Annotated in this window: 25 protein-coding genes; 14 read left to right on the top strand and 11 right to left on the bottom strand. The window is 59.9% G+C overall.

What is annotated here, in order from left to right; all coding sequences use genetic code 11:
- Window positions 1-147: 147 nt before the first annotated feature.
- Both yedA and ACZZ0G_RS07685 read left to right on the top strand, forming a co-directional pair.
- Window positions 148-1,083, top strand: coding sequence for a drug/metabolite exporter YedA (yedA, locus tag ACZZ0G_RS07690; protein ID WP_463555790.1), 936 nt, complete (start codon window positions 148-150; stop codon window positions 1,081-1,083).
- A gap of 52 nt (window positions 1,084-1,135) precedes the next feature.
- On the top strand, window positions 1,136-2,473 hold the full coding sequence (locus ACZZ0G_RS07685; protein WP_127929876.1) for a DEAD/DEAH box helicase: 1,338 nt from the start codon (window positions 1,136-1,138) through the stop codon (window positions 2,471-2,473).
- A 294-nt stretch (window positions 2,474-2,767) separates the two neighbouring features.
- Here the strand turns inward: ACZZ0G_RS07685 and ACZZ0G_RS07680 are convergent, their stop codons facing one another.
- Window positions 2,768-4,015: a TIGR03862 family flavoprotein gene (locus ACZZ0G_RS07680; protein WP_463555789.1), complete on the bottom strand. Its 1,248-nt coding sequence runs from the start codon at window positions 4,013-4,015 to the stop codon at window positions 2,768-2,770.
- A gap of 294 nt (window positions 4,016-4,309) precedes the next feature.
- Window positions 4,310-5,230, bottom strand: a complete 921-nt coding sequence (locus ACZZ0G_RS07675; protein WP_463555788.1) for a histone deacetylase family protein — start codon at window positions 5,228-5,230, stop codon at window positions 4,310-4,312.
- Window positions 5,231-5,312: 82 nt separating this feature from the next.
- Between ACZZ0G_RS07675 and ACZZ0G_RS07670 the strand changes: the two genes are divergently transcribed.
- The 3 genes from ACZZ0G_RS07670 to ACZZ0G_RS07660 all read left to right on the top strand — a co-directional run bounded on the left by ACZZ0G_RS07670 (window position 5,313) and on the right by ACZZ0G_RS07660 (window position 7,451).
- The gene (locus tag ACZZ0G_RS07670) at window positions 5,313-5,882 is read left to right on the top strand and encodes a GNAT family N-acetyltransferase (protein ID WP_463555787.1); all 570 of its coding nucleotides are present in this window, start codon (window positions 5,313-5,315) and stop codon (window positions 5,880-5,882) included.
- A 109-nt stretch (window positions 5,883-5,991) separates the two neighbouring features.
- Window positions 5,992-6,861, top strand: coding sequence for an acyl-CoA thioesterase II (tesB, locus tag ACZZ0G_RS07665; RefSeq protein ID WP_003228466.1), 870 nt, complete (start codon window positions 5,992-5,994; stop codon window positions 6,859-6,861).
- On the top strand, window positions 6,858-7,451 hold the full coding sequence (locus tag ACZZ0G_RS07660) for an HAD family hydrolase (protein WP_463555786.1): 594 nt from the start codon (window positions 6,858-6,860) through the stop codon (window positions 7,449-7,451). The genes tesB and ACZZ0G_RS07660 overlap by 4 nt, the downstream gene beginning before the upstream one ends.
- Window positions 7,452-7,505: 54 nt before the next feature.
- On the opposite strand, the gene ACZZ0G_RS07655 is transcribed toward ACZZ0G_RS07660, so the two are convergent.
- The 4 genes from ACZZ0G_RS07655 to ACZZ0G_RS07640 all read right to left on the bottom strand — a co-directional run bounded on the left by ACZZ0G_RS07655 (window position 7,506) and on the right by ACZZ0G_RS07640 (window position 12,092).
- Window positions 7,506-8,459 (bottom strand): alpha/beta hydrolase family protein, encoded by a 954-nt coding sequence (locus tag ACZZ0G_RS07655; protein WP_463555785.1) that lies wholly within the window; start codon window positions 8,457-8,459, stop codon window positions 7,506-7,508.
- Entirely contained in the window at window positions 8,460-9,347 is an 888-nt protein-coding gene (gene ypfJ / locus ACZZ0G_RS07650) for a KPN_02809 family neutral zinc metallopeptidase (protein WP_095125476.1), read from the bottom strand.
- A gap of 191 nt (window positions 9,348-9,538) precedes the next feature.
- On the bottom strand, window positions 9,539-10,372 hold the full coding sequence (locus ACZZ0G_RS07645) for an aldo/keto reductase (protein ID WP_463555784.1): 834 nt from the start codon (window positions 10,370-10,372) through the stop codon (window positions 9,539-9,541).
- The gene (locus ACZZ0G_RS07640; protein ID WP_463555783.1) at window positions 10,356-12,092 is read right to left on the bottom strand and encodes an FAD-dependent oxidoreductase; all 1,737 of its coding nucleotides are present in this window, start codon (window positions 12,090-12,092) and stop codon (window positions 10,356-10,358) included. The genes ACZZ0G_RS07645 and ACZZ0G_RS07640 overlap by 17 nt, the downstream gene beginning before the upstream one ends.
- Window positions 12,093-12,269: 177 nt before the next feature.
- Here ACZZ0G_RS07640 and ACZZ0G_RS07635 point away from each other — a divergent pair, with 177 nt between their 5' ends.
- From ACZZ0G_RS07635 to ACZZ0G_RS07620, 4 genes are all read left to right on the top strand, one after another.
- Window positions 12,270-13,046: an IclR family transcriptional regulator gene (locus ACZZ0G_RS07635; protein WP_463555782.1), complete on the top strand. Its 777-nt coding sequence runs from the start codon at window positions 12,270-12,272 to the stop codon at window positions 13,044-13,046.
- Window positions 13,047-13,290: 244 nt separating this feature from the next.
- Window positions 13,291-14,352, top strand: a complete 1,062-nt coding sequence (locus tag ACZZ0G_RS07630) for a Gfo/Idh/MocA family protein (RefSeq protein WP_463555781.1) — start codon at window positions 13,291-13,293, stop codon at window positions 14,350-14,352.
- A 2-nt stretch (window positions 14,353-14,354) separates the two neighbouring features.
- Window positions 14,355-15,170 (top strand): sugar phosphate isomerase/epimerase family protein, encoded by an 816-nt coding sequence (locus tag ACZZ0G_RS07625; RefSeq protein WP_463555780.1) that lies wholly within the window; start codon window positions 14,355-14,357, stop codon window positions 15,168-15,170.
- Window positions 15,171-15,284: 114 nt separating this feature from the next.
- Window positions 15,285-16,163 carry a DMT family transporter gene (locus ACZZ0G_RS07620; protein WP_463555779.1) on the top strand — a complete coding sequence of 293 codons (879 nt, stop codon included), beginning with the start codon at window positions 15,285-15,287 and terminating at the stop codon, window positions 16,161-16,163.
- A 116-nt stretch (window positions 16,164-16,279) separates the two neighbouring features.
- Here ACZZ0G_RS07620 and ACZZ0G_RS07615 read toward each other — a convergent pair whose 3' ends face one another.
- Window positions 16,280-17,617, bottom strand: a complete 1,338-nt coding sequence (locus tag ACZZ0G_RS07615; RefSeq protein WP_463555778.1) for an MFS transporter — start codon at window positions 17,615-17,617, stop codon at window positions 16,280-16,282.
- Window positions 17,618-17,886: 269 nt separating this feature from the next.
- On the opposite strand from ACZZ0G_RS07615, the gene quiC reads away from it, so the two are divergent.
- Together quiC and ACZZ0G_RS07605 are read left to right on the top strand one after the other, a co-directional pair.
- Window positions 17,887-19,788: a 3-dehydroshikimate dehydratase QuiC gene (gene quiC, locus ACZZ0G_RS07610; RefSeq protein WP_463555777.1), complete on the top strand. Its 1,902-nt coding sequence runs from the start codon at window positions 17,887-17,889 to the stop codon at window positions 19,786-19,788.
- A 101-nt stretch (window positions 19,789-19,889) separates the two neighbouring features.
- Window positions 19,890-20,567, top strand: coding sequence for a TetR family transcriptional regulator (locus ACZZ0G_RS07605; RefSeq protein ID WP_463555776.1), 678 nt, complete (start codon window positions 19,890-19,892; stop codon window positions 20,565-20,567).
- Between the two features lie 113 nt (window positions 20,568-20,680).
- Here ACZZ0G_RS07605 and ACZZ0G_RS07600 read toward each other — a convergent pair whose 3' ends face one another.
- A complete protein-coding gene (locus ACZZ0G_RS07600) occupies window positions 20,681-21,535 on the bottom strand; it encodes a shikimate dehydrogenase (RefSeq protein ID WP_463555775.1) in 855 nt (284 codons plus the stop codon).
- A 5-nt stretch (window positions 21,536-21,540) separates the two neighbouring features.
- On the bottom strand, window positions 21,541-21,981 hold the full coding sequence (aroQ, locus tag ACZZ0G_RS07595) for a type II 3-dehydroquinate dehydratase (RefSeq protein WP_008084592.1): 441 nt from the start codon (window positions 21,979-21,981) through the stop codon (window positions 21,541-21,543).
- Window positions 21,982-22,297: 316 nt separating this feature from the next.
- On the opposite strand from aroQ, the gene ACZZ0G_RS07590 reads away from it, so the two are divergent.
- Both ACZZ0G_RS07590 and ACZZ0G_RS07585 read left to right on the top strand, forming a co-directional pair.
- Window positions 22,298-22,726 carry a DUF4160 domain-containing protein gene (locus ACZZ0G_RS07590; RefSeq protein WP_463555774.1) on the top strand — a complete coding sequence of 143 codons (429 nt, stop codon included), beginning with the start codon at window positions 22,298-22,300 and terminating at the stop codon, window positions 22,724-22,726.
- Entirely contained in the window at window positions 22,723-23,166 is a 444-nt protein-coding gene (locus ACZZ0G_RS07585) for a DUF2442 domain-containing protein (protein ID WP_064392336.1), read from the top strand. Before ACZZ0G_RS07590 ends, ACZZ0G_RS07585 begins: the two co-directional genes overlap by 4 nt.
- Window positions 23,167-23,224: 58 nt before the next feature.
- Here ACZZ0G_RS07585 and trmA read toward each other — a convergent pair whose 3' ends face one another.
- Window positions 23,225-24,304 carry a tRNA (uridine(54)-C5)-methyltransferase TrmA gene (trmA, locus tag ACZZ0G_RS07580; RefSeq protein WP_141126443.1) on the bottom strand — a complete coding sequence of 360 codons (1,080 nt, stop codon included), beginning with the start codon at window positions 24,302-24,304 and terminating at the stop codon, window positions 23,225-23,227.
- The gene (locus tag ACZZ0G_RS07575) at window positions 24,301-25,596 is read right to left on the bottom strand and encodes an NCS2 family permease (RefSeq protein WP_016986174.1); all 1,296 of its coding nucleotides are present in this window, start codon (window positions 25,594-25,596) and stop codon (window positions 24,301-24,303) included. The genes trmA and ACZZ0G_RS07575 overlap by 4 nt, the downstream gene beginning before the upstream one ends.
- A gap of 225 nt (window positions 25,597-25,821) precedes the next feature.
- Between ACZZ0G_RS07575 and ACZZ0G_RS07570 the strand changes: the two genes are divergently transcribed.
- The gene (locus tag ACZZ0G_RS07570; RefSeq protein ID WP_463555773.1) at window positions 25,822-26,271 is read left to right on the top strand and encodes a DUF4879 domain-containing protein; all 450 of its coding nucleotides are present in this window, start codon (window positions 25,822-25,824) and stop codon (window positions 26,269-26,271) included.
- Window positions 26,272-26,302 lie beyond the last annotated feature (31 nt).

Raw genomic sequence — 26,302 nt, 5'->3', positions numbered from 1 at the left:
ATGCCAGACTTTCGAAATCTCGGTTTAAGCCGTCGATCTCCGTTCTTTCCAAAGTGTACCGGCGCTATAAACAGGTTTTGTAACTTATTTTTGCTCGCAGGCCTTTCTAGAATAACCCATCCCCTGAACCAGACTTTCGAGCTGCCCATGCCTGCCTTGCGCCGTTTTTCCTTACCGCTGATCGCCGCGTTTTTCGCGCTGTACGTGATTTGGGGATCGACCTATCTGGTGATCCGTATCGGTGTCGAGTACTGGCCGCCGCTGATGCTCGGCGGTGTGCGCTTCGTGATCGCCGGTACGTTGATGTACGCGTTCCTGCGCTGGCGCGGGGCACCGGCGCCGACCTGGGCGCAGTGGAAAGCGGCGGGGATCATCGGGATTTTGCTGCTCAGTTTCGGTAATGGCGCGGTGAGCGTGGCCGAGCACACCGGCGTCGCTTCGGGAGTGGCGGCGTTGGCAGTGGCGACGGTGCCGCTGTTCACGTTGCTCTGTGGCTATTTCTGGGGCGCGCGTAATACCCGCCTGGAATGGGCCGGAGTGGCGTTGGGGATTATCGGCATTGCCATGCTCAACATGGGTTCCAACCTGCAATCGAGTCCGCTGGGCGCGGCGTTGCTGATTTTCGCGGCGGCAACTTGGGCGTTCGGTTCGGTGTGGAGCAGACATTTGCCGTTGCCGCAGGGCGCGATGGCCAGTGCGGTGGAAATGCTGGTCGGCGGCGTGGTGTTGCTGATCGGCAGCGCTGTCAGCGGCGAGCACCTGCAAGCAGTGCCGCCGGTTGAAGGCTGGCTGGCGCTGGCCTATCTGATCTTCTTCGGCTCGATCATCGCGTTCAATTCGTACATGTACCTGCTCAAGCACGTGCGTCCGGCGGCGGCGACCAGTTATGCCTACGTCAACCCGGCGGTGGCGGTGTTGCTGGGGATTGTCTTTGTCGGCGAGACCATCGGCATCGAAGAGGCGCTGGCGATGCTGGTGATCATCAGCGCGGTGGTGTTGATCGGCTTGCCGCAGTGGCGCCGGCCAGCACAGCCGCCAGTCGTAGCGCCGACCGCCGTTCCCACAGAAACGCGTACGAATTAGGGTAAACTGCGCGGCATTGCATGCCTGCGTTATTTTTTCCTACGGTACTTCCATGACTTTCGCCACCCTTGGCCTGATCGAACCCTTGCTGCGCTCCCTTGAGAAGCTCGGCTACCAGACCCCGACGCCGGTTCAGGCGCAAGCCATTCCGGCCGTGCTGGCCGGTCGTGACCTGATGGCAGCGGCCCAGACCGGCACCGGCAAGACCGCCGGTTTCGCCTTGCCACTGCTGCAGTTGCTGGCCATGGAAGGGCCGAAAGTCGCTGCCAACTCGGCACGTGCGCTGATTCTGGTGCCGACCCGCGAGCTGGCCGAGCAGGTCCATGAGTCTGTGCGCCAGTACGCCGAAAACCTGCCGCTGCGCACTTATGCGGTCTACGGCGGCGTCAGCATCAACCCGCAAATGATGAAGCTGCGCGGCGGCGTTGATGTGCTGGTCGCCACGCCAGGTCGCCTGATCGACCTGTTCCGCCAGAACGCGCTGAAACTCGATCAGCTGCAAACCCTGGTGCTGGATGAAGCCGATCGTATGCTCGACCTGGGCTTCTCCGAAGAACTGGCGAACATTTACCGCATGCTGCCGAAAAAGCGCCAGACCCTGCTGTTCTCCGCGACCTTTTCCGATGACATCCGCCTGCTGGCCGGGCAGATGCTCAACGATCCGCTGACCGTCGAAGTCAGCCCGCGCAACGTCGCCGCCAACACCGTCAAGCAGTGGATCGTGACGGTGGACAAGAAGCGCAAGGCTGAGCTGTTCGTGCATTTGATGCGCAAGAACAAGTGGAAGCAGGTGCTGGTGTTCGCCAAGACCCGCAACGGTGTTGATGCGCTGGTGGAAAAACTCCAGGGCCTCGGTGTGAATGCCGACGGTATCCACGGCGACAAACCGCAGGCAACCCGTCAGCGCGCGCTGGATCGTTTCAAACTCAGTGAAGTGCAGATTCTGGTCGCGACTGACGTTGCGGCGCGGGGTCTGGATATTGAAGATTTGCCGTTGGTGATCAACTTCGACCTGCCGATTGTGGCTGAGGATTACATTCACCGCATCGGCCGTACGGGTCGTGCAGGTGCGACGGGTGAGGCGATCTCGCTGGTGTGTGCGGATGAAGTGAACATGTTGTCGGCGATTGAAATGCTGACGCGCCAGACCTTGAAGCGTCAGAACGAGCCGGACTTTGAGCCTGAGCATCGTGTGCCGGACACCGATGCCAGCGGTCAGGTGATCAAGAAGCCGAAGAAACCGAAGAAGCCGAAAGCTTCGGGTGGTGGCGGCAAGCGCAATCTGGGCAAGTGGGTCGACAGTGGCGAGACGCAGGCGCCGGAGCCTTCGGTCAAGCCTGTGCGTAAAGTGCCGGTGTTTAACACTGGGCCGCGTAAGCGTAAGCCTTAAAGTCAAAAGCCCCTCACCCTAACCCTCTCCCAAAGGGAGAGGGGACTGATTGGGGGATGCTCGCGAATTACGCCGACCTGATCCTATGGCTGTGAATCCATAATCGACAAAGCTTTCGCCTGACACCTAGGTTGTCTGACCCAATCCATAATCGACTCGGTGTTTCAGGTCGATGTATGGCTCCAGGTACTCGGTTGACCAAATCCATAATCGACTCGGTGTTTCAGGTCGATGTATGGCGCCGGACACCTCGGTCGGCTCCCTCTCCCTCTGGGAGAGGGCTGGGGTGAGGGTTCAGGCAGACGCCTCGGACTTGAGCCACTGCACAATCCCCAACCCCGCCGCCCGCCCACTGGCAAAACACCCCGTCAGCAAATAGCCGCCCGTCGGCGCTTCCCAATCGAGCATCTCCCCCGCACAGAACACCCCCGGCAACGCCTTGAGCATCAAGCGTTCATCCATCGCCTCAAACGTCACGCCACCGGCACTGCTGATCGCTTCGTCCAATGGCCGCGTTTTCACCAACGTCAGCGGCAACGCCTTGATCGCCCGCGCCAACAACGTCGGATCAGCAAAAGTCGCCGCATCAGTCAACTCCCGCAACAACGCCGCTTTCACCCCATCAATCCCGACCTGACTGTGCAAATGCTTGGCCATCGAGCGCGAGCCGCGTGGCTTGCTCAAGGCTGCCTGCAATTTATCCACAGGTCGGCCGGGCAGCAGATCGATGTGAACAACCGCCGCGCCATATTGGTTGATCGCCTCACGAATCGGCGCCGACAGCGCGTAAATCAAACTGCCTTCAATCCCGGTCGCGGTGATCACGCATTCGCCCAAACGCGGTACATCGTCGTTCAAACCAATGGCGATATTTTTCAGCGGCGCGCCAGCGAATTTGCTGACCATCAATTCGCTCCAGGTCTGCACCTCGAAGCCACAATTACTCGGCTGCAACGGCGCAAGTCCTACGCCGCGTTGCTCCAGCGGCAGCATCCACGCGCCGTCGGAACCGAGGCGCGACCAACTGCCACCGCCGAGGGCGAGCAGGGTGGCATCGGGTTTGACGGTGATTTCACCTTCCGGGCTGTCGATACGCAGCGCACCGTTTTCGTCCCAACCGAGCCAGCGATGGCGGGTGTGGATAACTACGCCGCTGTCGCGCAGGCGTTTGAGCCAAGCGCGCAGGAGCGGCGCGGCTTTCATATCAGTAGGAAAAACCCGGCCAGAGCTGCCGACAAAGGTTTCGATGCCCAGATCATGAATCCACTGGCACAAGGCATCGGCATCAAAGCCGCGCAGTAGTGGCGCGATCTGCGGTGCGCGTTCGGCGTATCGCGAGAGGAACGCCGGGTAGGCTTCGGAGTGGGTGATGTTCATGCCGCCGACGCCGGCGAGCAGGAACTTGCGGCCGACCGAGGGCATGCCGTCGTAGAGATCTACGCGGATTCCGGCCTGGCTCAGCACTTCGGCGGCCATCAGGCCGGCGGGGCCACCGCCGATGATGGCGACGTGAGCAGGGGAGGAGGCGGAGTTCTGGGTCATGGCGTGCGCTGCGGTATGGCGGGATAAGCCGCGCATTCTAACAGCGCAGATCAATGTGGGAGATCCCTGTGGGAGCGAGCTTGCTCGCGAAAGCGGTGTGTCAGTCAACGAGATGTCGAATGTGCCGACACTTTCGCGAGCAAGCTCGCTCCCACAGGGGGATTTTTGGTGGATTCGATATCTGGTTAAAAATTAGCCAGTGTTCTGCGGGCCATGAACAGCATGGGCTGCAGTCCCTTTCACTCAGGTTATCCACAGGCAGTTCCACAGCGATTGTGGGTAACGCAGCACAACTCAGCGACAACCGTGTGACTGCCAAACCCGCTGCGCACTCTGATGGAGGATGCCGTGGCGGCGGGCGAGGGCGTGGCGATCCTTGCTGTAGCCGCCACCGATCACGCCCATCACCGGAATGTCGCGGCCCAGACAATGGCGCATCACGCTTTCATCGCGGGCGGCGACACCTTCGTCGGTCAACTGGAGATAACCAAGAGCATCGTCCTTGTGCACGTCGACGCCGGCGTCATACAGCACCAGATCCGGTTGATACAGCGGCAGCAGATAGTTGAGCGTGTCATCGACAACTTTCAAATAATCGCCATCGCCCATGCCTTTGGGCAGCGGAATGTCCCAGTCGCTTTCCGCTTTACGTGCAGGAAAATTCTTCTCGCAGTGCAGGGAAACGGTAATTGCCTCCGGCGTGTCGTGGAGAATCCGCGCCGTGCCGTCGCCCTGATGCACATCGCAATCGAAGATCAGCACGCGATTCACCCGCCCGCTTTGCAGCAGGTAATGGCTGATGATCGCCAGGTCATTGAAGATGCAGAAGCCCGCCGGATAGTCGTAATGCGCGTGGTGAGTGCCGCCGGCCAAGTGGCAGGCCAGGCCATGTTCCAGGGCTTTTTCCGCGGCCAGAATCGAACCGCCGACCGCCCGTACCGTGCGCCTTGCCAGCGCTTCGTTCCACGGCAGGCCAAGGCGCCGCTGGTCTTCGCGGGACAACTCGCCGCTCATGTAGCGTTCGATATACGCACGGTCATGGGCGAGGGCGAGGATGTCGTTGGGGCAGATCTCGGGGCGCAACAGGTCGGCATCGCGGGTCAAACCGCTGTCCACCAGGTGGTCGCGCAGCAAACGAAACTTGTCCATCGGGAAGCGGTGATCCGCCGGAAACTCGGGGCTGTAGTCTTCGTGGTAGATCAGCGGCAGTGGCATGGCGGTTTCATGTAGGAATGTAGGAAAGAGTGAAGGATCCTACCAGCGATGTAGACTTGCGGCATGGAAACGGAGGGGCACGATGGAGCCGATAATGGAACTTGAAAGCGCGCGCTTGCTGATGCGTCAGTGGCAGGACGAGGATTTGCCGGCATTTGCCGCGATGTGCGCCGATCCTCAGGTGATGCGCTATTTTCCGGCACCGTTGAGCCGACTCGAAAGCGCTTCGCTGATCGGGCGGATTCGCGGGCATTTTGCCGAGCACGGTTTCGGCTTGTGGGCGCTGGAGCGCAAGGACAGCGGTGAGTTCATCGGTTTCACCGGGCTCGGCGTGGTCGGCTTTGATGCGCCGTTCACTCCGGCAGTGGAAATCGGCTGGCGTCTGGCCAAGGAGCATTGGGGGCTGGGCTATGCCAGTGAGGCGGCGTGGACCGCTCTGCGCTGTGGCTTTGATCGGTTGGCGCTGAAGGAAATTGTCTCCTTCACCGCGCAATCCAATCTGCCCTCAGAGAAAGTCATGCAGGCGATCGGCATGCATCACGATCCGGAAGATGATTTTGATCACCCGAAGCTTGCTGTCGATCATCCGCTAAGACGGCATGTGCTGTACCGCATCAGCCGCGAACAATGGCTGCAAACCTTGCATGGATAAGCCGACACGGACGTTTACAATGGCCGCCATATCATTGGCCCGCGCCAGAATCTGAATCGGCCGCCGCAGCCAAGACTGCGCGGCATAGCTTTGTGTGAGGAGAGTCTGAATGAGCCAAGTGTTGGAAGATCTGGTCGATTTGCTGACCCTGGAACCGATCGAAGAAAACCTGTTCCGTGGTCGTAGCCAGGACCTGGGTTTCCGTCAGTTGTTCGGTGGTCAGGTGCTCGGTCAGTCACTGTCGGCGGCCAGTCAGACCGTTGAAGAGGCGCGTCATGTGCATTCGATGCACGGTTACTTCCTGCGCCCGGGCGATGCCAAGTTGCCGGTGGTTTATTCGGTTGATCGCGTGCGCGATGGCGGCAGTTTCAGCACCCGCCGCGTCACGGCGATTCAGAAGGGCCATCCGATCTTTACTTGCAGCGCGTCGTTCCAGTACGACGAAGCGGGCTTCGAGCATCAGAGCCAGATGCCGGTGGTGGTCGGCCCGGAAAACCTGCCGTCGGAGCTGGAATTGACCCAGCAACGCGCGCACCTGATCCCCGAGCACATGCGCGAAAAACTGCTGTGCCCGAAACCGATCGAAGTGCGCCCGGTCACCGAAAAGGACCCGTACAACCCGCAACCGGCGGATCCGGTTAAGTACGTGTGGTTCCGTGCCGACGGCGCATTGGCCGACATCCCGGCGCTGCACAAATATTTGCTGGCCTACGCTTCGGACTTCGGTTTGCTGACCACCTCGATGCTGCCCCACGGCAAGTCGGTCTGGCAGAAAGACATGCAGGTCGCCAGCCTCGATCATGCGCTGTGGTTCCACAACGATCTGCGCGCCGATGACTGGTTGCTCTACGCGATGGACAGCCCGTGGGCCGGTAACTCGCGCGGCTTCTCCCGTGGCAGCGTGTACAACCGCGCCGGGCAACTGGTCGCTTCGGTGACGCAGGAAGGCTTGATCCGCCATCGCAAGGATTGGGCATGAGCCTTAAAGAGGTGACTCACTGGGTGTTCGACATGGACGGCACCCTGACCGTCGCCGTGCATGACTTTGCGGCGATTCGCGTGGCGCTGGCGATTCCGCCGCAGGACGACATCCTCACTCATCTTGCCGCATTACCGGCGGACGAGGCGGCAGCGAAACACGCCTGGTTGCTGGAACACGAAAGGGATCTGGCGCTGGGTTCGACCCCGGCCACCGGCGCGGTGGAACTGGTGCGTGATCTGCACGCGCGCGGTTATCGCCTTGGCATTCTGACCCGCAATGCGCGGGAACTGGCGCATGTGACGCTGGAAGCCATTTGTCTGGCTGACTGCTTCGCGGTGGAAGATGTGTTGGGCCGTGATGAAGCACCGCCGAAGCCGCATCCGGGCGGTTTGCTGAAGCTGGCAGACGCCTGGAAAGTGTCGGCCAGCGAGATGGTCATGGTCGGTGATTACCGCTTCGATCTGGATTGCGGGCGTGCGGCGGGGGCGCGGACGGTGTTGGTGAATTTGCCGGATAACCCGTGGCCGGAGTTGACCGATTGGCATGCGAAGGATTGTGTCGAGTTGCGGCGGATGCTTCTGGCCTGAAATCTTGGGTGCCTGAGCTGGCCTCTTCGCGAGCAAGCTCAGGCACCGCACAACTTACTGCTCAAACAACGCCTTCTGCCCCTCCGGCGAGGTCAACATCCCATCGCCGTTATGCCCAACTCCGGGCACTTCGATCAGTCGCTGATTCACCCCTTCCGGATGTCGGCGCAGCAAATACCCGAAGTACAACTTTCCACGCTCCAGACGATACGCGCCTTGCGCCTCGGCCTCACAGCGCTTGTCCAGCGCCGGGTGATTGGGATCGATGTCCTGCTGCCCAAGCAGATAGATCACCTCGCGTTTGATGTAACTGCTCTCAAGCTGCAACGGCGTTTGCCCACCGGCATACACCGGCATGTCTGACAGACCGTACTTCCAGCGATTGAAACCCGCGCATTTGGCGTGATCGAACGCCACTGGCCGCTGCTCATTGAAGTAGGCGTAAGAAGAGGGATTGGCTACCACATAGCGCAGACGAATGCCGTTGGCCTTCAGCGCCGGCTGATCCTTGGCGAGCAGGGCATAACGCTGCACAACCTGGCCGCCTCCGGAGTGCCCGAAGATCACGATCTGCTTGACGTCGGGAAACTGCTTGCGATCGCTGATCCGTCCGACGATCTCATCGAGCGCGGCATAGGAGCTCAATGGATTCGGCCCCGTGGATAGCCCGCCGCCCATCCACTCGTTGCCCTGCCAGCGCAACACGGTGGCGGGCAACGAGTACAGCGCGACATCGCTTTCATTGAGAAACTGCGGGGCGATCACCAGGGTATGTGCGCTTTGCCCCGCTAGCTCCGCCGCGCTTTCGGCGCTTTTGCGATAGGTCTCGGCGTTGCGTAACCGGCCATGAATGACGATCAGCACACGTTCGATCTTCTCCGGCGCAGGACCAATGCCTACCGCCATTTCCCCGGCCTTGAGTTGCAAACGACCGGGGCTGATCGCATCGACACCGGCGGCGTGCGCGGTGCTGCCAACGATCAGTAACGCTAAAAGCCATTTATGCATTTACAGGTTTTTCGCCGCGAAGGTGTCGCACTGGCCGACCTGGCCCTGCGCGAATCCGGTTTTGAACCAGCGCACCCTTTGCGCCGACGTACCGTGGGTAAACGAGTCCGGCACCACACGGCCCTGACCCTGTTGTTGCAGGCGATCATCACCGATGGCGTTGGCCGCGTTCAAGGCTTCTTCGATGTCGCCCGGTTCCAGCCAGTTCAAGCGCTTCTGCGCGCTGTAGGCCCAGACGCCGGCGAGGCAATCGGCCTGCAGTTCCTGGCGCACCAGCAAACCGCCGTCGCCTTCCATCTGCCGACCTTGCTGGCGGGCTGTCTGAATTTTCGCCGAGACGCCAAGAAGCGTCTGCACATGGTGTCCGACTTCGTGAGCGATCACGTAGGCCTGAGCAAAGTCGCCAGCGGCTTTGAAACGTTGCGACATCTCCTGGAAGAACGCCATGTCCAGATAGACTTTCTGATCGGCCGGGCAGTAGAACGGTCCGGTGGCGGAGGTTGCCAGACCGCAGGCGGAATTGACCCGATTGCTGAACAGCACCAGCGTCGGGTCTTTATATTGCCGCCCGGCCTGTTGGAAAATCGCGCCCCAGGTGTCTTCGGTATCGCCGAGGATCGAGCGGACAAATTCGGCCTGTTCATCGTTGGCCGGCGGCGCCTGGCGGGTTTGCGAAGTGGGCGCCGATTGTTGGGTGGATTGCCCGGCGAGCTGGCCGAGAATCTGCAACGGATCCTGCCCGGTGATCCAGCCAATGCCGACAATCAGCAGGATGGCTCCCAAGCTCAGGCCTTTGCCGCCGCCGAAACGCATGCCGCCGCCACCGCCGGCATCATCACCACGGGCATCGACGACATTGTCACTGCGTCGGCCTTTTTTCCATAGCATGTGGGAATCCTCTGTGTGTATCGGTGGTGATGAGTGTTGCTGCTGTGTGAGTGTGGCGCCAGTCCGGTCGTCCGTCTATTGGCCACATGCAAACAGGCCCGGCCTCGTGTTGACGAGGTCGGGCCTGTTATTGACGGTCTGGCGCGCGGCAAATTCAATCCCGCGCAGGATTTCTATCGCCGGATCATCAATCAGCGATCAAACGCATCCCACTCTGGGGCGAAATCGGGACTGACCTGACGTTCGCGCTTTGGCAGCGCGGCGATCAGTGCGCGGTCTTCATCGTCGAGTTCGACTTGCAGCGAGGCGAGGTTGGCCAGTTGATTGGCTCGGCTGCTGGCCTTGGGAATCGCCGCGACGTTGGCTTGATCGAGTAACCATTTCAACGCCACTTGAGTCGGCAGCACGCCGTGCTTGTGGGCGATCTGTTGAATCTGCGGGATGTCCGAGACCTTGTTGCGCGCCAGCGGGGTGTAAGCCGTCAGCGCCAGGTTGTGTTGACGGGCGTAGTCGAGCAGGGCGTTTTGGCCGAGGAGGACGTGGTACTCGACCTGAATCGCTGACAGACCAATCCCATATTCCTCGATGACTTTGCGTAGCAACGGCAGCGGAAAATTCGCCACGCCGATGTTGCGCGCCAGACCTTGCTCCTTGAACGAAGCCAGAGTGTCGAGGGTGCGTGGCAAATCCCAGTCGGTGGCTGGCCAGTGGATCATGAACAGGTCGACGTAGTCGCTGCGCAAGGCTGTGAGGCTGCGGTCCATGGAATGGCGCATCGCGTCGGGTTGCAGCTGATCCCACCAGACCTTGGTGGTGACGTGAATCTGCTCGCGCGGTGTCGGCGTATTCGCCAGTGCTTGTCCGACCGCGTCTTCGTTGTTGTAGGCCGCTGCCGTATCGATGTGGCGATAACCTAATTCCAGCGCTTGCTCCACGGCGCGGGTGCATTCGTCGCCGAGCATCGGCCAGGTACCGAGACCGAGTTTCGGCATGTTCAAACCTTGGGTATTAACGATGTGCTGCATGGTCGATCTCCTGTTCGAAAGCAGTCATGCCGGCAATGTGCCGGGCGGCGATGTAACCGAAAGTCAGCGCCGGGCCGAGGTTGATACCGCCCGCCGGGTAGTGGCCGCCCATGATGCTGGCCATGTCGCCACCCGCTGCGTAAAGGCCGGCGATGGGCTGTTCGTGGGCGTCCAGCACTTGCGCGTGGGGGTTGACCTTGAGTCCGGCGAACGTGCCGAAGCAGCCTGGCTGGACTTTCACGGCGTAGAACGGGCCGGTCTCTATTGGGGCAACGCAGGGGTTGGGAAGGTTCGCCGGGTCACCCTGTTTGCGGTTGTAAGGTGTTGAGCCGCGCCCGAATTGCGGGTCTTCGCCGTTGCGTGCATGGCGGTTGTAATCGTCGAGAGTCTGGCGCAAACCGCCCGGGTCGATGCCGCAAGCACTGGCCAATTCTTCAACGCTGTTACCGGTTTTCAGATAGCCGCTGCGGATAAATTCTGACACCGGCAGCGGAAACGGCCTCGATATGCCAAGGCCATAACGCCTTTGAAAGGCGCGCGTGCAAATCAGCCAGGAGGCGACTTCTTCACCTTCCGGCGCAGCAGCGACCATGGCGCTGACGTAGTCGTAATAACCGTTGGCTTCGTTGACGAAACGCTGGCCGTTGCGCAGCACGCCGATGATCCCGGGTTTGCCACGCTCGATGATGTGTGGGAAATGGCCGGTGCTGCCGTCGGAATGTGGCACTTGCGATACCGGCGCCCACGCCACGGGCGAAGCCACATCGGTATTGACCCGTGCACCGACGCTTTCGCCCAGGCGCAAACCATCGCCATTGACGGCCAGCGGCGGTAGCGCCCAATGTTCATGACCCGTTGGCGTACGCGGGAACAAGGTTTTGCGCCGCTCGATGTCATTGGCAAAACCACCGGCGGCAAGCACCACGGCTTTGCGCGCATGAATGCGGAGCGGACCTTTACGGCTGTTGATCAAGGCACCCGAAACACGATTTTCGTCGCGCAGTAATTCCGTTACCGGCGCCGATTCCCACAGCAACACGCCGAGGTCTTCGGCGGATTTCGCCAGCCGTGCCACCAGCGCCACGCCGTTGACCAGTTGCATCGCCCGGCCATTCGCTGCGAGGTCGAACAGGTGCCGAGTGAAACGTTGGGTCACATGCCATGCGGCTTTCATTGAGCGCGTCAGATTGAGGAATGCCGACAGATCCGCCCCGGCCATGATTGGCATGCCCATGAAGGATGTTTCGCGCATCGTTGTACGAAGGCGCTTGAGCAGGCGTCCGACTTTGCGTCCATCGTACGGTGCTGCGATGACCGAGCGACCGCCAGTGCCAGCGCCGGGCGTGTCGCCATGAATGTCGGCAATAGCGTTGCCATCGGCAAAATGCAGTGCGGTGTGCTGTTCGAAAAACGCGACCATGCGCGGCCCCGCTTCAAGGAAAGCATCGATCATCGCCGGGTCGAAATGTTCGCCCAGTTCATGGCGCAAATAGGTGCGCGGTTGTTCGATGTCTTCGACGATCCCGGCCCGACGCGCCAGTGGATTGCATGGCACCCACGCCCAGCCTCCGGACCAGGCCGTGGCGCCACCGAACACCGGGTCTTTCTCGACAACGATGACTTTCAAGCCATGCCATGCGGCGGTCACGGCGGCCGACAAACCGGCGGCACCGGAACCGACGACCAACACGTCGCAGTCGATATCAGGGTGTTCAGACATCAAACAACGCTCCAGCAGTAAATTATTTTTGGAATTTGATTCCAGAAAATAACCAGTGCCGCCGCCATTCGACAAGCCTTGTACCGATAAAGCGGGCGGTTATCGCACGGGTGGTTCCAGATTTCGCTTTACGGTCGATGTCTTCTAGAATCGGCAAAATTTCCTTTGGGTGTTCCCATGGCCGGCAGTCAAATCGAACGGGTTTTCAGCGTGCTGGAAAGCCTCACCAGTGATCCGCGCGGGCTGCCGATGCAGACCCTGGCCGAGCAACTGGATATTCCGAAAAGCGCGACACATCGCCTGCTCGCCGAGCTTATCCGTCTCGGCTACGTGCGACAGAATCCGGAAACCTTGCGCTATCACCTGTCGACCAAACTGGTCGCGATGGGCTTTCAATACCTGTCGAGCAGCGGTGCCGACATCGTCCAGCCGGTACTTGACCGACTGGCGCAGGAGACCGGCGAACTGGTGCGTCTCGGGGTGATCGATGGAGAGCGTCAGACCTGGATCGCCAAGGCGCAGGGCGCGCGTACTGGTCTGCGTTATGACCCGGACATGGGCCGCGATGCGCCGCTGTTCTACACCGCGTCCGGGCATGCGTGGCTGGCGTGCATGAGCGATGCGGAGGCGTTGTCACTGGTCGAGCGGCAGGCTGCGGAGGTGCCGGTGGGGATCGGGCCGAATGCGCCGCGCTCCAATATCGAGTTGCTGGAACGGCTGCGTCTGGCCCGTGAACAGGGCTATGCCTGCGTTGAAGAAAGTTCGGCGGTCGGAACTTCAGCGATTGCGGCGGTGGTGAGACATCCCATGGATGGACGGGTGATCGGCGTGCTGAGTATCGCCGGGCCCAGTGCGCGAATGCCGGGGGCGCGGTTGCATGAGCTGGCGCCGTTGCTTCTGCAGTTTGCTGAGGAGATGTCGGCGGCCAGCCAGGCCTCCGAACTGTTCGTCTAATTCGAATTCACAGAGATCCCGTGTGGGAGCGAGCCTGCTCGCGAAAGCGTTCTGTCAGTCAGCATTGATGTTGCTTGACACGGCGCCTTCGCGAGCAGGCTCGCTCTCACATTTGGTTTGGGTTGTTCATGGAAATTGTGCGGTGTTCGCACGGTTTTAGCATGAATGGGTATTTGATTCTGGAACTCGGTTCTAAATTGTTTGCGGAGTGTTTTTCCGACAACAATCACAAGAGGACCGCCCCTTGAATTCGCCCCTTCGAATTGCCCTGATCGGCGCCGGCAACATGGGCCAACAACATTATCGGCACCTGCAAACCCTCACCGAAGCGACGCTCTGCGCAGTGGCTGACCCTGGGCCGCAGGCGCAAAGTCTTGCGGCTGAATGGGGTGTAAGGCATTTCGCCGATCACCGTCAGATGCTAGAACTCATCAGGCCAGACGCGGTAATCGTTGCCAACCCGAATAATCAGCACGTCGCTACGGCGCTCGATTGTCTGGCGGCGGGTGTGCCGGTGTTGTTGGAGAAACCGGTCGGCGTGCATCTGGACGAAGCGCGTGCACTGGTCGCAGCAGTTGAAAGCAGCGGCGTGCCAGTGCTGGTCGGCCATCATCGGCGCCACAATCCGCTGATCGTACGTGCCCGTGAGCTGGTGCAGAGCGGGGCGCTCGGGCGTTTGACCACGGTCACTGCGTTGTTCCAGTTGCGCAAACCTGACAGTTATTTCGAGATCCCGTGGCGCCGCGAACCGGGCGCCGGGATGTTGCTCACGAACCTGATTCACGACCTCGACCTGCTACGGCATCTGTGCGGGGAAGTGCGTTCGGTGCAAGCGATCACCGACAACGCCGTGCGCGGTTTCGCCAACGAAGACAGTGCGGCGGTGTTGCTGCAATTCGAGGGCGGTACATTGGGCACATTGAGCGGTTCCGACGCGGTCGCCGCGCCGTGGAGTTGGGAGCTGGATTCCGGTGAGAACCCGGTGTATCCGCGCCAAGCCGATCAGCCTTGCTATCTGCTGGCGGGGACTGCTGGCGCTCTGAGCATTCCGCAGCTCAAGCACTGGCACTACGCTGCTGATCAGGTCGACGCCGGTTGGCATGAACCGTTGCTAATGGTCGAAGAGTCCTACGGCGGTGACGATGCTTTGCGCTTGCAGTTACAGCATTTCGTACGCGTGGCACGGCGTGAAGTCGAGCCGCTGGTGAGTGCGGCGGATGCCGCCCGCACCCTTGCGTTGATCGAAGCCATTCGCGAGGCTGCCGCTACTGGCCGTGCCTGCGCCCCTGCACTGATCGAGGCTTGAACATGAGTGAACGAATCCTCTCATTGGCCAGCCTCACCGTGCTGGAGTTGTCGCCGCCGCAAATGGTCGAAGTCGCCGCGCGCGCCGGTTACAGCCACGTCGGCCTGCGTCTGGAACCGGCGACGCCCGAGGAGCATCACTTCCCGTTGGTCGCCGATGCTAATTTGCGGCGACAGACGTTGCAGCGGTTGCGCGATACCGGTGTTCGCGTGCTCGACGTGGAAATCCTGCGTTTGAAGCCGCACACCGTCGTCGCCGATTTCGAGAAACTTCTGACGGTCGGTGCGGAATTTGGCGCGACTGAATTACTGGTCGCCGGTAACGATCCTGACGAGCAACGGCTCGCGGATAACTTCGGGGCATTGTGTGATCTGGCGCGGCCTTACGGTTTGCATCCGCATCTGGAATTCATGCCCTGGACCGATGCACGCAACCTCAAGCAGGCGTTGCGCATCGTCGACAACACCGACCGGGAAAATGCAGCGGTGCTGGTGGACGCGTTTCACTTTGATCGATCGGGTTCACGATTGGAGGATTTGGCGGGCGTAGCGTCCTCGCGTCTACGCTATGCGCAATTGTGTGATGTGGCGGGGCCGAGACCGTCGGACATGGCCGAGATCTTGCGTCAGGCGCGCAACGAGCGACGGTTTCCCGGCGAAGGCGATTGCGACTTGCTCGGGTTGTTGAAAGCGTTGCCAGCTAATATCCCACTGAGTCTGGAAATTCCCACGGTGAAACTGTTGGAGCAAGGCGTGAGTGGACTGCAGCGGGCGCAGATGGCGATTGATAGAACCCGGGAGTTGTTGGCGCGGCTGTAAGCGGTACTGCGCATCTATCGCGGGCAAGCCACGCTGCCACAGGCGTGGCATCGTCAATGAAACGGGACTTGCCCGCGAAGCTTTTGATCTTTTATGGCAACACAAGGAAACCCAATGACCGTCAGCACCCCGCTCTCCGGTGTCAACCAACCCTTCAAGGGGATCTTGCTGATTGTCGTGGCGACCTTCCTGTTCTCCAGTCACGACGCATTGTCGAAGTATCTCTCGGGTTTCTATCCGATCGTGATGGTGGTGTGGGCACGCTATCTGGTGCACACCTTACTGATGGCGGGGATTTTTCTGCCGCAATCCGGGTTGCGCGTCCTACGCACCAAGAAGCCTTTATGGCAGTTGACCCGAGCACTTTGCCTACTCGGTACGAGCCTGTTTTTCACCACGGCCCTGCTGTATATCCCGCTGGCGGAGGCTACGGCGGTCAACTTTCTTGCGCCGGTTTTGGTGACGGCGTTGTCGGTTCCGTTGCTCAAGGAACGAGTGACACGCGGCCAATGGATCGCAGTGATCTGCGGCTTTATCGGCGTGCTGATCATCGTTCACCCGGGCGGCGAATTGTTCACACCGGCGGTGCTGCTGCCGTTCTGCTCGGCGCTGTTCTTCTGCTTCTATCAACTGCTGACGCGCAAGCTCGCCGAAATCGACAGCCCGACTACCAGCAACTTCTTCGCCGGGCTGTGCAACACGCTGGTGATGAGTGCGCTGGTGCCGTTCTTCTGGCAGGTGCCAACGCTGACACACGCCGGGCTGATGCTGGCGTTGGGCAGTTGCGGGATGACCGCGCATTTGTTTCTGACCCAGGCGTTCCGCCATGCCGCACCGGCGTTGCTGGCGCCGTTCGGTTATTGCCAGATTGTGTTTGCGGGGCTGTTGGGCTGGTTGCTGTTCAATCACACGCCGAGCCTGTTGACGGTGATCGGCATTGCGGTGATCTGTTGCAGCGGACTGGCGGCAGCGTGGCAGCAGAGCCGCCGCTGAAGAAACCGCAAACCCCTGTGTAGGAGCTGCGGCACGCTGCGATCTTTTGATCTTCAACATCAAGATCAAAAGATCGCAGCGTGCCGCAGCTCCTACAAGGGGATGGTGTAGGCAGATTACTCGGTGAGGGTAGGGATTTTGCGCGGTGCCATGAAGTACATCCACGTCAGCGCAATGAAGTACATCGCCGGAATCAGGGTGAACAACACGGTGTAGTTGTTGTTGGTGACGGTGAGGATGTGGCCGACGATCTGGGTCATGAACATCCCGCCGATCGCTGCGCACATACCACCGAAGCCAAACACCGTGCTCATCATGTGCTTGGGCGTGTAGTCCATCACCAGGCTCCAGATGTTCGCCGTCCAGGCCTGGTGCGCGCCGATCGCCAGAGAGATGGCGGCCACTGCAACCCACAGATTGGCTGAGCCGGCTGCCATGACCACGCCGATGATGCAGCAGGCAAACAGGAACATCGACAGCAGCCGCGCCTTGATCGAGTTCATCCCGCGACCGATCAGGAACGACGACAGAATGCCGCCACCGACGCTGCCGAAGTCAGCCGTGACGTAGATGATGATCAGCGGAATACCCATCTGGGTGACGTTGATGCCCAGGTTGTATTGCTGATTGAGGAACGGCGGCAGCCAGTACAGGTAGAACCAGAACACCGGCGCAGTCAGCGAGTAGGCGAGGGCGAAGGCCCAGGTGCCGCGCATACGGAGGATTTTCGAGAACGGTACGCGGGCCTGTTCCGGTTCGACTTCTTGCTGGATGTAGTCCAGTTCGGACTGTTTAACGCTTGGGTGATCTTCCGGGTTGAAGTACTTCAAGCCCCAGAACAGCAGCCAGATCCCGCCGAGTGCCGACATGCACAGGAACGCCGCTTGCCAGCCCCATACGTGCAGGACCAGAGGCAGCAGCATCGGTGTAAACATCGCACCGACGTTGGTGCCGGCGTTGAAGATGCCGGTAGCGACCGCACGTTCGCCGGCCGGGAACCACAGGCGCGTGGTTTTCACGCAGGCCGGGTAGTTCGCCGCTTCGGTCAGGCCGAGGACAAATCGGCAGACCATGAAGCCAACCGCCGAAGTCGCGAGACCGTGAGCACCGGTGGCCAGGCTCCACAGCAGCACGGCGCAGAAGAACACGCGTTTGACGCCGACCCGGTCGATCAAACGACCTTGCAGGACAAAACCGATCGCGTAGCCGACCTGAAACCAGAAGTTGATGTTGGCGTAATCCATCGCCGTCCAGCTCATTTCCTTGGCGAGGATCGGCTGCATGACGCCGAGGGCGGCGCGGTCGATGTAGTTCAGGGTGGTGGCGAAAAACACCAGCGCCAGCATGCCCCAACGGGTCTTGCCGACGGCCATGGCGCCGCGGATCTTGTCGCCGATGCCACCCGTGGCAGTGCTCATGGCCGGAGCCATGCGGGAAGTCTGTGAAGGAATCATGTGTTCCACCCGTTTTTGGATTTGTTATTTGGTGTGCTTTTTTCTTTGCACGCTGCGACCGGTGGTTCAGATCCGGACTCAATGTGCAGCCGATGTTGGGCAGTGGACGAAAAATCGTCAATTCGCCAAACCGCCATTGTGTTCGATAATCGCACGCAAAACTAACCGGGTAGTACACTTTAAATTGCTGCCGCGATCGATGCAGCCAATAATTTCCCTCACTACAAAAACCATCCCAGCCAAAAGCGGCGCAGTCCGGGAGTTGAATCATGCAGCGTTCCATTGCCACCGTTTCCTTGAGCGGCACCCTGCCGGAAAAACTCGAAGCCATCGCCGCCGCCGGGTTCGACGGGGTGGAGATTTTCGAAAACGACCTCCTGTACTACGACGGCAGTCCACGGGAAATTAAACAGATGTGCGCCGACCTCGGCATCGCCATCACCCTGTTTCAGCCGTTTCGCGATTTCGAAGGCTGCCGCCGCGATCGCCTGGCGCGCAATCTTGAGCGCGCCGAACGCAAGTTCGACCTGATGCAGGAACTGGGCACCGACCTGGTGCTGGTCTGCAGCAACGCCTCGGCCGACAGCGTCGGCGATCAACAAATCCTGGTCGATGATCTGCGCTTGCTGGCCGAGCATGCCGGTGCGCGCGGCTTGCGCATTGGTTACGAAGCGCTGGCGTGGGGCCGTCACGTCAACACTTATCAACAGGTCTGGGACATCGTGCGTCAGGCCGATCACCCGAGCCTCGGCGTCTTACTCGACAGCTTTCACACCTTGTCGTTGAAGGGCGATCCTAGCGCCATTGCCGAGATTCCCGGCGACAAAATCTTCTTCGTGCAAATGGCCGATGCGCCGATCCTGGCCATGGATGTACTGGAGTGGAGCCGGCATTTCCGCTGCTTCCCGGGGCAGGGCGAATTTGATCTGCCGGGTTTCCTCGCGCCGATCATCCAGAGTGGCTACACCGGGCCGCTGTCGCTGGAAATCTTCAACGACGGCTTCCGCGCGGCACCGCCACGGGCCAATGCTGCCGACGGTTTGCGTTCGCTGCTGTACCTCGAAGAGAAAACTCGCCAGCGTCTGGAGCAGGAAGCGACGCCTGTGGCCAACCGTGAAATCCTTTTTGAAACGCCTAAGGCCAGCGAGTACAACGGCATTGAGTTTCTCGAGTTCGCCGTTGATGAAAGCCTCGGCGCCAAGCTGTCGAACTGGCTGGAACGTCTCGGCTTCGTCAAGGCCGGGCAGCATCGCTCCAAAAGCGTGAGCCTGCTGCGTCAGGGCGATATCAACCTGATCCTCAACTCCGAACCGTATTCATTTGCTCACAGCTTTTTCGAGGCCCACGGCCCGTCGTTGTGTGCCACGGCTGTGCGGGTCAAGGACAGCGCCAGTGCTCTGGCGCGCGCGGTCGCTTACAAAGGTCAGCCTTATCGCGGACTGGTCGGCCCCAATGAACTGGAACTGGCCGCAGTGCGGGCCCCGGACGGTAGCCTGATCTATCTGGTCGATGAACAGGCTGATGTTTACGGCACCGATTTCAATCTGCTGGCAGATGCGCCCGCCCGTGGCGGGCTCAAGCGTATCGACCACATGGCCATGGCGCTGCCGGCCGACAGCCTCGACAGTTGGGTGTTGTTCTATAAGAGCCTGCTGGATTTCGAGGCAGACGATGAAGTGGTACTGCCCGACCCGTACGGTCTGGTGAAGAGCCGCGCACTGCGTAGTCGCGACAGTTCTATCCGCTTGCCGCTGAACATCTCCGAGAACCGCAACACCGCCATCTCCCACGCGCTGTCGAGTTATCGCGGCTCCGGCGTGCATCATATTGCCTTCGATTGTGACGACATCTTCGCCGAAGTCAGTCGCGCCAAAGAAGCGGGTGTGCCGTTGCTGGATATCCCGCTCAACTATTACGACGACCTCGCCGCGCGATTCGATTTCGACGATGAGTTCCTCAGCGAACTGGCGTATTACAACGTGCTCTACGACCGTGATGCCCAGGGAGGAGAGCTGTTCCACGTCTACACCGAACCGTTCGAAGGGCGTTTCTTCTTCGAGATCATTCAGCGCAAGAACGGCTACGCCGGTTACGGTGCGGCGAACGTCGCGGTGCGTCTGGCGGCGATGGCCAAGTCACGCAGTGGCGCCGTGCGCCAGGCGAAGTTGTAGGGAATTCGTAAACGCGGGATTAAACACAGGCCGCGCGGCTTCCTTCACTGTGCTGCGCGGCCCATAATCGCCGCCTGTGCAGTGATGGCCGTGAGCCCGCAATGACGATGAATTCAGAACTTTCCGCAGCTACCGAAGTATCCGCCGTGGAGCCGCGCAAGAGTCGCAAGAACAACCCGGAAAAGACCCGCGAGAACATCTTGCAAGAGGCGATCGTCGAGTTCGTCCAGCAAGGCTTGTCCGGTGCCCGCGTCGACGCGATCGCCGAACGCATCCACACCTCCAAACGCATGATCTACTACTACTTCGGCAGTAAGGAGCAGTTGTATGTCGAGGTGCTGGAGAAGCTTTACGGCGATATCCGCAACACCGAAAACCGTCTGCACCTGGCCGAGTTGGCACCGGTGGAGGCGATTCGGCGTCTGGTGGAATTCACCTTCGATCACCACGACCGCAACGTCGATTTCGTGCGCATCGTCAGCATCGAAAACATCCACAACGCTGAATACGTGAAGCGTTCCGATGCGATCAAGGCGATGAACAACACCATTCTCGATTCACTCGGCGAGATTCTGCGTCGTGGCGCTGAAGAGGGTGTGTTCCGTGCCGGGCTTGATGCCCTGGATGTACATTTGCTGATCAGTTCGTTCTGCTTCTATCGCGTTTCGAACCGGCACACGTTTGGCGAAATTTTCCAGATCGATCTGCCGGATGAAAGCATCAAGCAGCGGCATCGCGAGATGATTTGCGAGTCGGTGTTGCGCTACCTGCAGGCCTGACGCATATCCCCTTGTGGAAGCGAGCCTGCTCGCGAAAGCGGTGTGTCAGGCAACTCATGTGTTGGCTGGCAGGACGCCTTCGCGAGCAGGCTCGCTCCCACAGGGGAAAGCGTTCAGCCATTCATGCTTTGAAAATGCGCCAGCATGCGCTGCGCATCCGGCACCACGCCGCTGAACAACTCAAACGCCTTCATTGCTTGAAACACTGCCATGTTGCCGCCGTCCAGCGTCCGGCAACCCAGCGCGCGAGCATTGCGCAGCAGTTCGGTCTCCAGCGGGAAATACACAATCTCCGCCACCCACAATGCCTTGCGCAGCAACTCGACCGGCACCGGCATGCCCGGCAGTTTGGCCATGCCCATCGGCGTGGTATTGACCAGACCGTCGGCCAGATTCAGTGCGCTCGGCAGATCCCGGCCGGCCGTCGCACGACCAAAACCAAAGTGCTGATTGAGATTATTCGCCAGACTTTCCGCACGCTCACTGTCGACGTCGAAAATGCTCAACTGCCGGACGCCTTCGCTTAACAACGCGTGGGCCACCGCCGCGCCTGCACCACCGGCGCCCATCTGGACTACACGTTCACGCGCAGCATCCTTCAGGCCACGGCGAAAACCTTCGGCAAAACCGAGGCAGTCAGTGTTGTGGCCGACACGTTTACCATCCTTCAACACCACCGTGTTCACCGCGCCGATGCCCTTGGCTTCCGGTGACAATTCATCCAGCAGCGGGATGATCGCCTGCTTGCACGGGAAGGTGATGTTCAGGCCGGTGTAGTTCATCCGCTCGGCCGCCAGCAGCAAGTCGGGCAGGGCGGTGCTGTCCATTTTCAACTGATCGAGATCGATCAATCGATACAGATAACGCATGCCCTGCGCATCGCCTTCATGTTCATGCAGCGCCGGCGTGCGCGAGGCCTGAATGCCTGCGCCGATCAGCCCGGCGAGTATCACGTTAGAGCGGGACATGTGATTCACCCCTTCAACCGCTGACTGAAATGTTCCAGCGCCAAGCGATAGCCATGGCTGCCAAAACCGGCCATCACCGCCGTGGCGATTGCCGAGACAAACGAGTGATGACGAAACGGTTCGCGGGCATGGACGTTGGACAGGTGCACTTCGATTACCGGCAACTCACTGGCCACCAACGCATCGCGAATCGCCACCGAAGTGTGCGTCCACGCTGCCGGGTTGATCACGATCCCGGCGCAACGGCCACGGGCGGCGTGAATCCAGTCGAGCAGTTCGCCTTCGTGATTGGTCTGGCGAAACTCCACGGCCAGGCCGAATTCTTCAGCCGCGCGACCGCACAAGGCCGAGATGTCCGCCAGGGTTTCGTGACCGTAAGTCGCCGGCTCGCGAGTGCCGAGCAGGTTCAGGTTCGGGCCGTTGAGCACCAGAACGATAGGGGGCATGAGGGGTAACTCCACTTATTGTTTTTGGCTTTGGCCGAAGGTTTCAGCCTGTGGAGATAAAATGTACTAGATAGTTACCATGGTCAATTGAACAAAAATGGCCTTGGCGATTTATGTTCGGTGATCGCACAGAAGCAATATTGATCGAGATATGAAGACAGCTTTGCTTACGTTTTTTTACCGGAGATTGACCGACTCATGAACCGTTCCGACGCTAGCCTCAAAAGCGGTGAAACGTCATGTGCTTGATCACCAGTCGTCGGATTTGAAAGGAATCTCGAATCCTGAAAATTGTTAACCTAACGGATGGGTTAGCATGAAGGTGTGCAGCTACAAAGGATTGTCGATTGTCATCATGCTGCGAGATGAACATTGCCCACCACACGTTCACGTGAATGCGGGCAGTTGGAATGCCCGATTACAGTTCAGTTTCTGGCACAACGATATTGAGCTTTGGGACGTCGTGCCGCTTTCTCGTCGACCACCCTTGGCCGTGCTGGAAGGCTTGTGTCGATCCCTTGAGCAGCCTGCTCATCTGCGACGAGCACGCGGGATCTGGTGGTCGAAATTGCAAACTGTCTGTCTCGACAATCAATTGTGGGACAGCCATTCAAACGAAGTGTTGGGGATGAAACTCGTCACTGACACGACATACAGAGTGGGATCGGCGCGTTATCTGCCAGACGAGGGCAAAACTCTTCTGACATTGATAGACGCATTGGAAGGAGTGGAAATCGATTTATGAAAGTCATCAAAGCTAAGCCATCCGCACGTCGTCCCCTCACGGAGGAGATGATCGACGTCGCCATCCAGCAAGGGCAAGCACGCCGAACGAATAGCTTGCAGGCTGTCTCCGTAACCTTTGAGAAACCATCCCTGATCATCCGTTTTGAAGACGGCAGCGGTGTGTTGCTACCGGTGGATCGTTATCCAGAGTTCGACGGATTCAATGCAGAGGATTATGAAAACCTGACAGTCGGCTTCGCGGGTACTGCGCTTTGTCACGAGGGTAAAGACCTCGACGTTTCCATTTCCGGGATGATTTCGGCGAGCCCATCACTATTAGCCATGGCCGCTTCTGCCGTTGCTTCGCGCAACGGCCGTCAGAGCAGCGCGGCAAAGTCTGCAGCCGCGCGGGCGAATGGCAAAAAGGGCGGGCGTCCGCGTAAGGTCGATCCCGCTTAGTGAACGCGCACAAAAAAGCCGTCAATCACGACGGCTTTTTCGCATCAGCTCCCCGCAATCAACGCCGGGTCAGCAACACACCCGATTCCATGTGATGCGTCCACGGGAACTGGTCGAACAACGCGCACTGGGTAATACGGTGCGTGTCGTGCAACTGGGCGATGTTGGCCGCCAGGGTTTCCGGGTTGCAAGAGATGTACAGGATGTTGTCGAAGCGCCGGGTCAGTTCGCAGGTGTCCGGGTCCATGCCGGCGCGTGGCGGGTCGACGAAAACGCTGCCGAATTCGTAGCTCTTCAGGTCGATGCCTTGCAGGCGACGGAACGGGCGCACTTCGTTGAGCGCTTCGGTCAGCTCTTCGGCGGACAAACGCACCAGGGTGACGTTATCCACAGCGTTTTCGCTGAGGTTGCTCAATGCGGCGTTGACCGAAGTTTTGCTGATTTCGGTGGCCAGCACTTTGCGCACGCGGGTGGCAAGCGGCAGGGTGAAGTTGCCGTTGCCGCAGTACAACTCCAACAGGTCGTCAGTGCGATCGCCGAGTGCTTCGTACGCCCAGTTGAGCATCTTCTGGTTCACGGTGCCGTTCGGCTGGGTGAACGCGCCTTCCGGCTGGCGATAGCTGAAGGTGCGACCGCCGACTTCGAGCTTCTCGACCACGTAATCGAGGCCAAGCACTTCGCGTTTGCCCTTCGAGCGACCGATGATGCTGACGCCGAGATCCGCCGCCAGTTTTGTCGCCGCTGCATGCCAGTGTTCGTCCAGCGGACGGTGATAGCACAGGGTGATCATCGCATCGCCAGACAGCGTGGTCAGAAACTCAACCTGAAACAACTTGTGGCTCAATGCCGAACTGGCCTGCCACGCCGCCTTCAGCTGCGGCATCAACTGATTGATGCGCAGGCTGGCGATCGGGAACTCTTCAATGAGGATCGGCGTGCGTTTGTCGTCTTGAGCGAACATCGCGTAATGCCGATCGCCGCCCTCGCGCCACAGGCGGAATTCGGCGCGCAGACGGAAGTTCTGCAGCGGCGAGTCGAACACGGTCGGCTCGGGGGCATCGAACGGCGCCAGCAGGTCCCGCAAGCGCGTGACCTTGGCTTCGAGTTGTTCGGCGTAAGCCTGGGAATCAAATGTCATGCGTTGAACCAACCCAACTTGATCACAAACAGAATCGACAGAATCACCAGCGCCGGGTTCAGCTCACGGGCGCGGCCGGACAGCAACTTGATCACGGTCCAGGAGATGAAGCCGAAGGCGATACCGTTGGCGATCGAGTAAGTGAACGGCATGGCCAGCGCGGTCACCACAACCGGCGCGGCGACGGTGATGTCGTCCCAGTCTATTTCCGCCAGACCCGAAGTCATCAACACAGCGACGAACAGCAGCGCCGGAGCAGTGGCGAACGCCGGAACGCTGGCCGCCAGAGGCGAGAAGAACAGCGCCAGCAGGAACAGGATCGCCACAACGATGGCCGTCAGACCAGTACGGCCGCCCGCACTCACACCAGCAGCGGATTCGATGTAACTGGTGGTAGTCGACGTACCCAGCAACGAACCGGCCATGGCCGCGGTACTGTCGGCGATCAGGGCGCGACCCATTTTAGGCATGTGGCCGTCCTTGCCCATCAGACCGGCACGTTTGGCGACGCCGATCAGGGTGCCGGAGTTGTCGAACAGGTCGACGAACAGGAAGGCGAAGATCACGCTGACCAGACCGATGTCCAGTGCGCCTTTGATGTCCAGTTGCAGGAAGGTTGGCGCCAGCGAAGGTGGCATCGACGTCACGCCGCCGAACGGAGTGAAGCCCATGGCGATGGACACGATGGTCACCGCCAGTATGCCGATCAGCACAGCACCACGCACTTTCAACGCTTCGAGGGCGACGATCAGGGCGAAACCAAGGGTGGCGAGAATCGGTGCAGGTTGTTTCAGGTCACCGAGGCCGACCATGGTTGCCGGGTTGCTGACCACGATACCGGCGTTGTGCAGGGCGATCAGCGCCAGGAACAGGCCGATACCGGCAGCAATCGCCGAGCGCAGTGGCAGCGGGATGCTGTTGATGATCCATTCACGGATGCGGAAGATCGACAGCAGGAAGAACAACACCGCCGAAATGAACACCGCACCCAGCGCCACTTGCCAGGTGTGGCCCATGTGCAGAACTACGGTGTAAGTGAAGAAGGCGTTCAGGCCCATGCCCGGGGCGAGGGCGATCGGGTAGTTGGCGATCAGGCCCATCACCGTCGAGCCAATAGCGGCTGCCAGACAGGTGGCGACAAACACCGCACCTTTGTCCATGCCGGTCTCGCCGAGAATGCTCGGGTTGACGAACAGAATGTAGGCCATGGCCAAGAAAGTCGTGATGCCCGCCAGAATCTCGGTGCGCACGTTGGTGTTGTGTGCCTTGAGTTGAAACAGCCTTTCCAGCATGTCTGCTCCCCGTGGCGCGCGTGGCGCCGTGAATGTATCGACCTCAACAGCAAAGCACAGACCGTCGCTAGCGCCTGAAAAATTGTGGTGGGCCGGAAAAAGCCGCGCATCATACCAGCAGCGTGAGGAATATGGCGGTTGTTGGTGTCGATCGTCGGCGAAGTTTTGCCTTGAAGCCAACTGCGCCATACTGCGCGCTGATTTTTTCGGGGCGGGGGGGAACGCATGAGCAGGTGCTGGATAAAGGTTATGGGTTTGATTGCCGCACTGATGGCCGGGGTATCGACAGCCTCTGCGGCGTCGGCGCCACCGTTGACGCAAGTTAAAGTGATCAAGGTGCAATCGCCGGCCTGCGGTCTTGAAGACATCGGCGATGGGCAGACGCAGACCCAATGCAATCACAGCGGACCGAACATCAAGGTCTACGTGCTCGAAGTCGGCTACGGCAAGAGCCAGCCTCAAGTCGCACTGGACGGCTTTGAAGTGAACGGCAGCCGTGCCCCGGTGTGTGCCTTTGATAACGGCAACCTGACCGAATGCACCCCCGGCAGTAAAACTGTCGGTTCTCTCTATACCTTCGATCTGGCGGGCAAACAGGAAGGCACCTTCACTTTCAGCAACACCTCGATCAACGCGCCACGCAACACGATGTCGACCCAGCTTTACATCAAGTAACGGCTGTTGCAGCGCGATCCGGGTGAAGCTG

The organism is Pseudomonas sp. AC169, assembly GCF_979258515.1.
The sequence above is the reverse complement of the archived record's forward strand: the minus strand, read 5'-3'. Positions and strand labels throughout refer to the sequence as shown.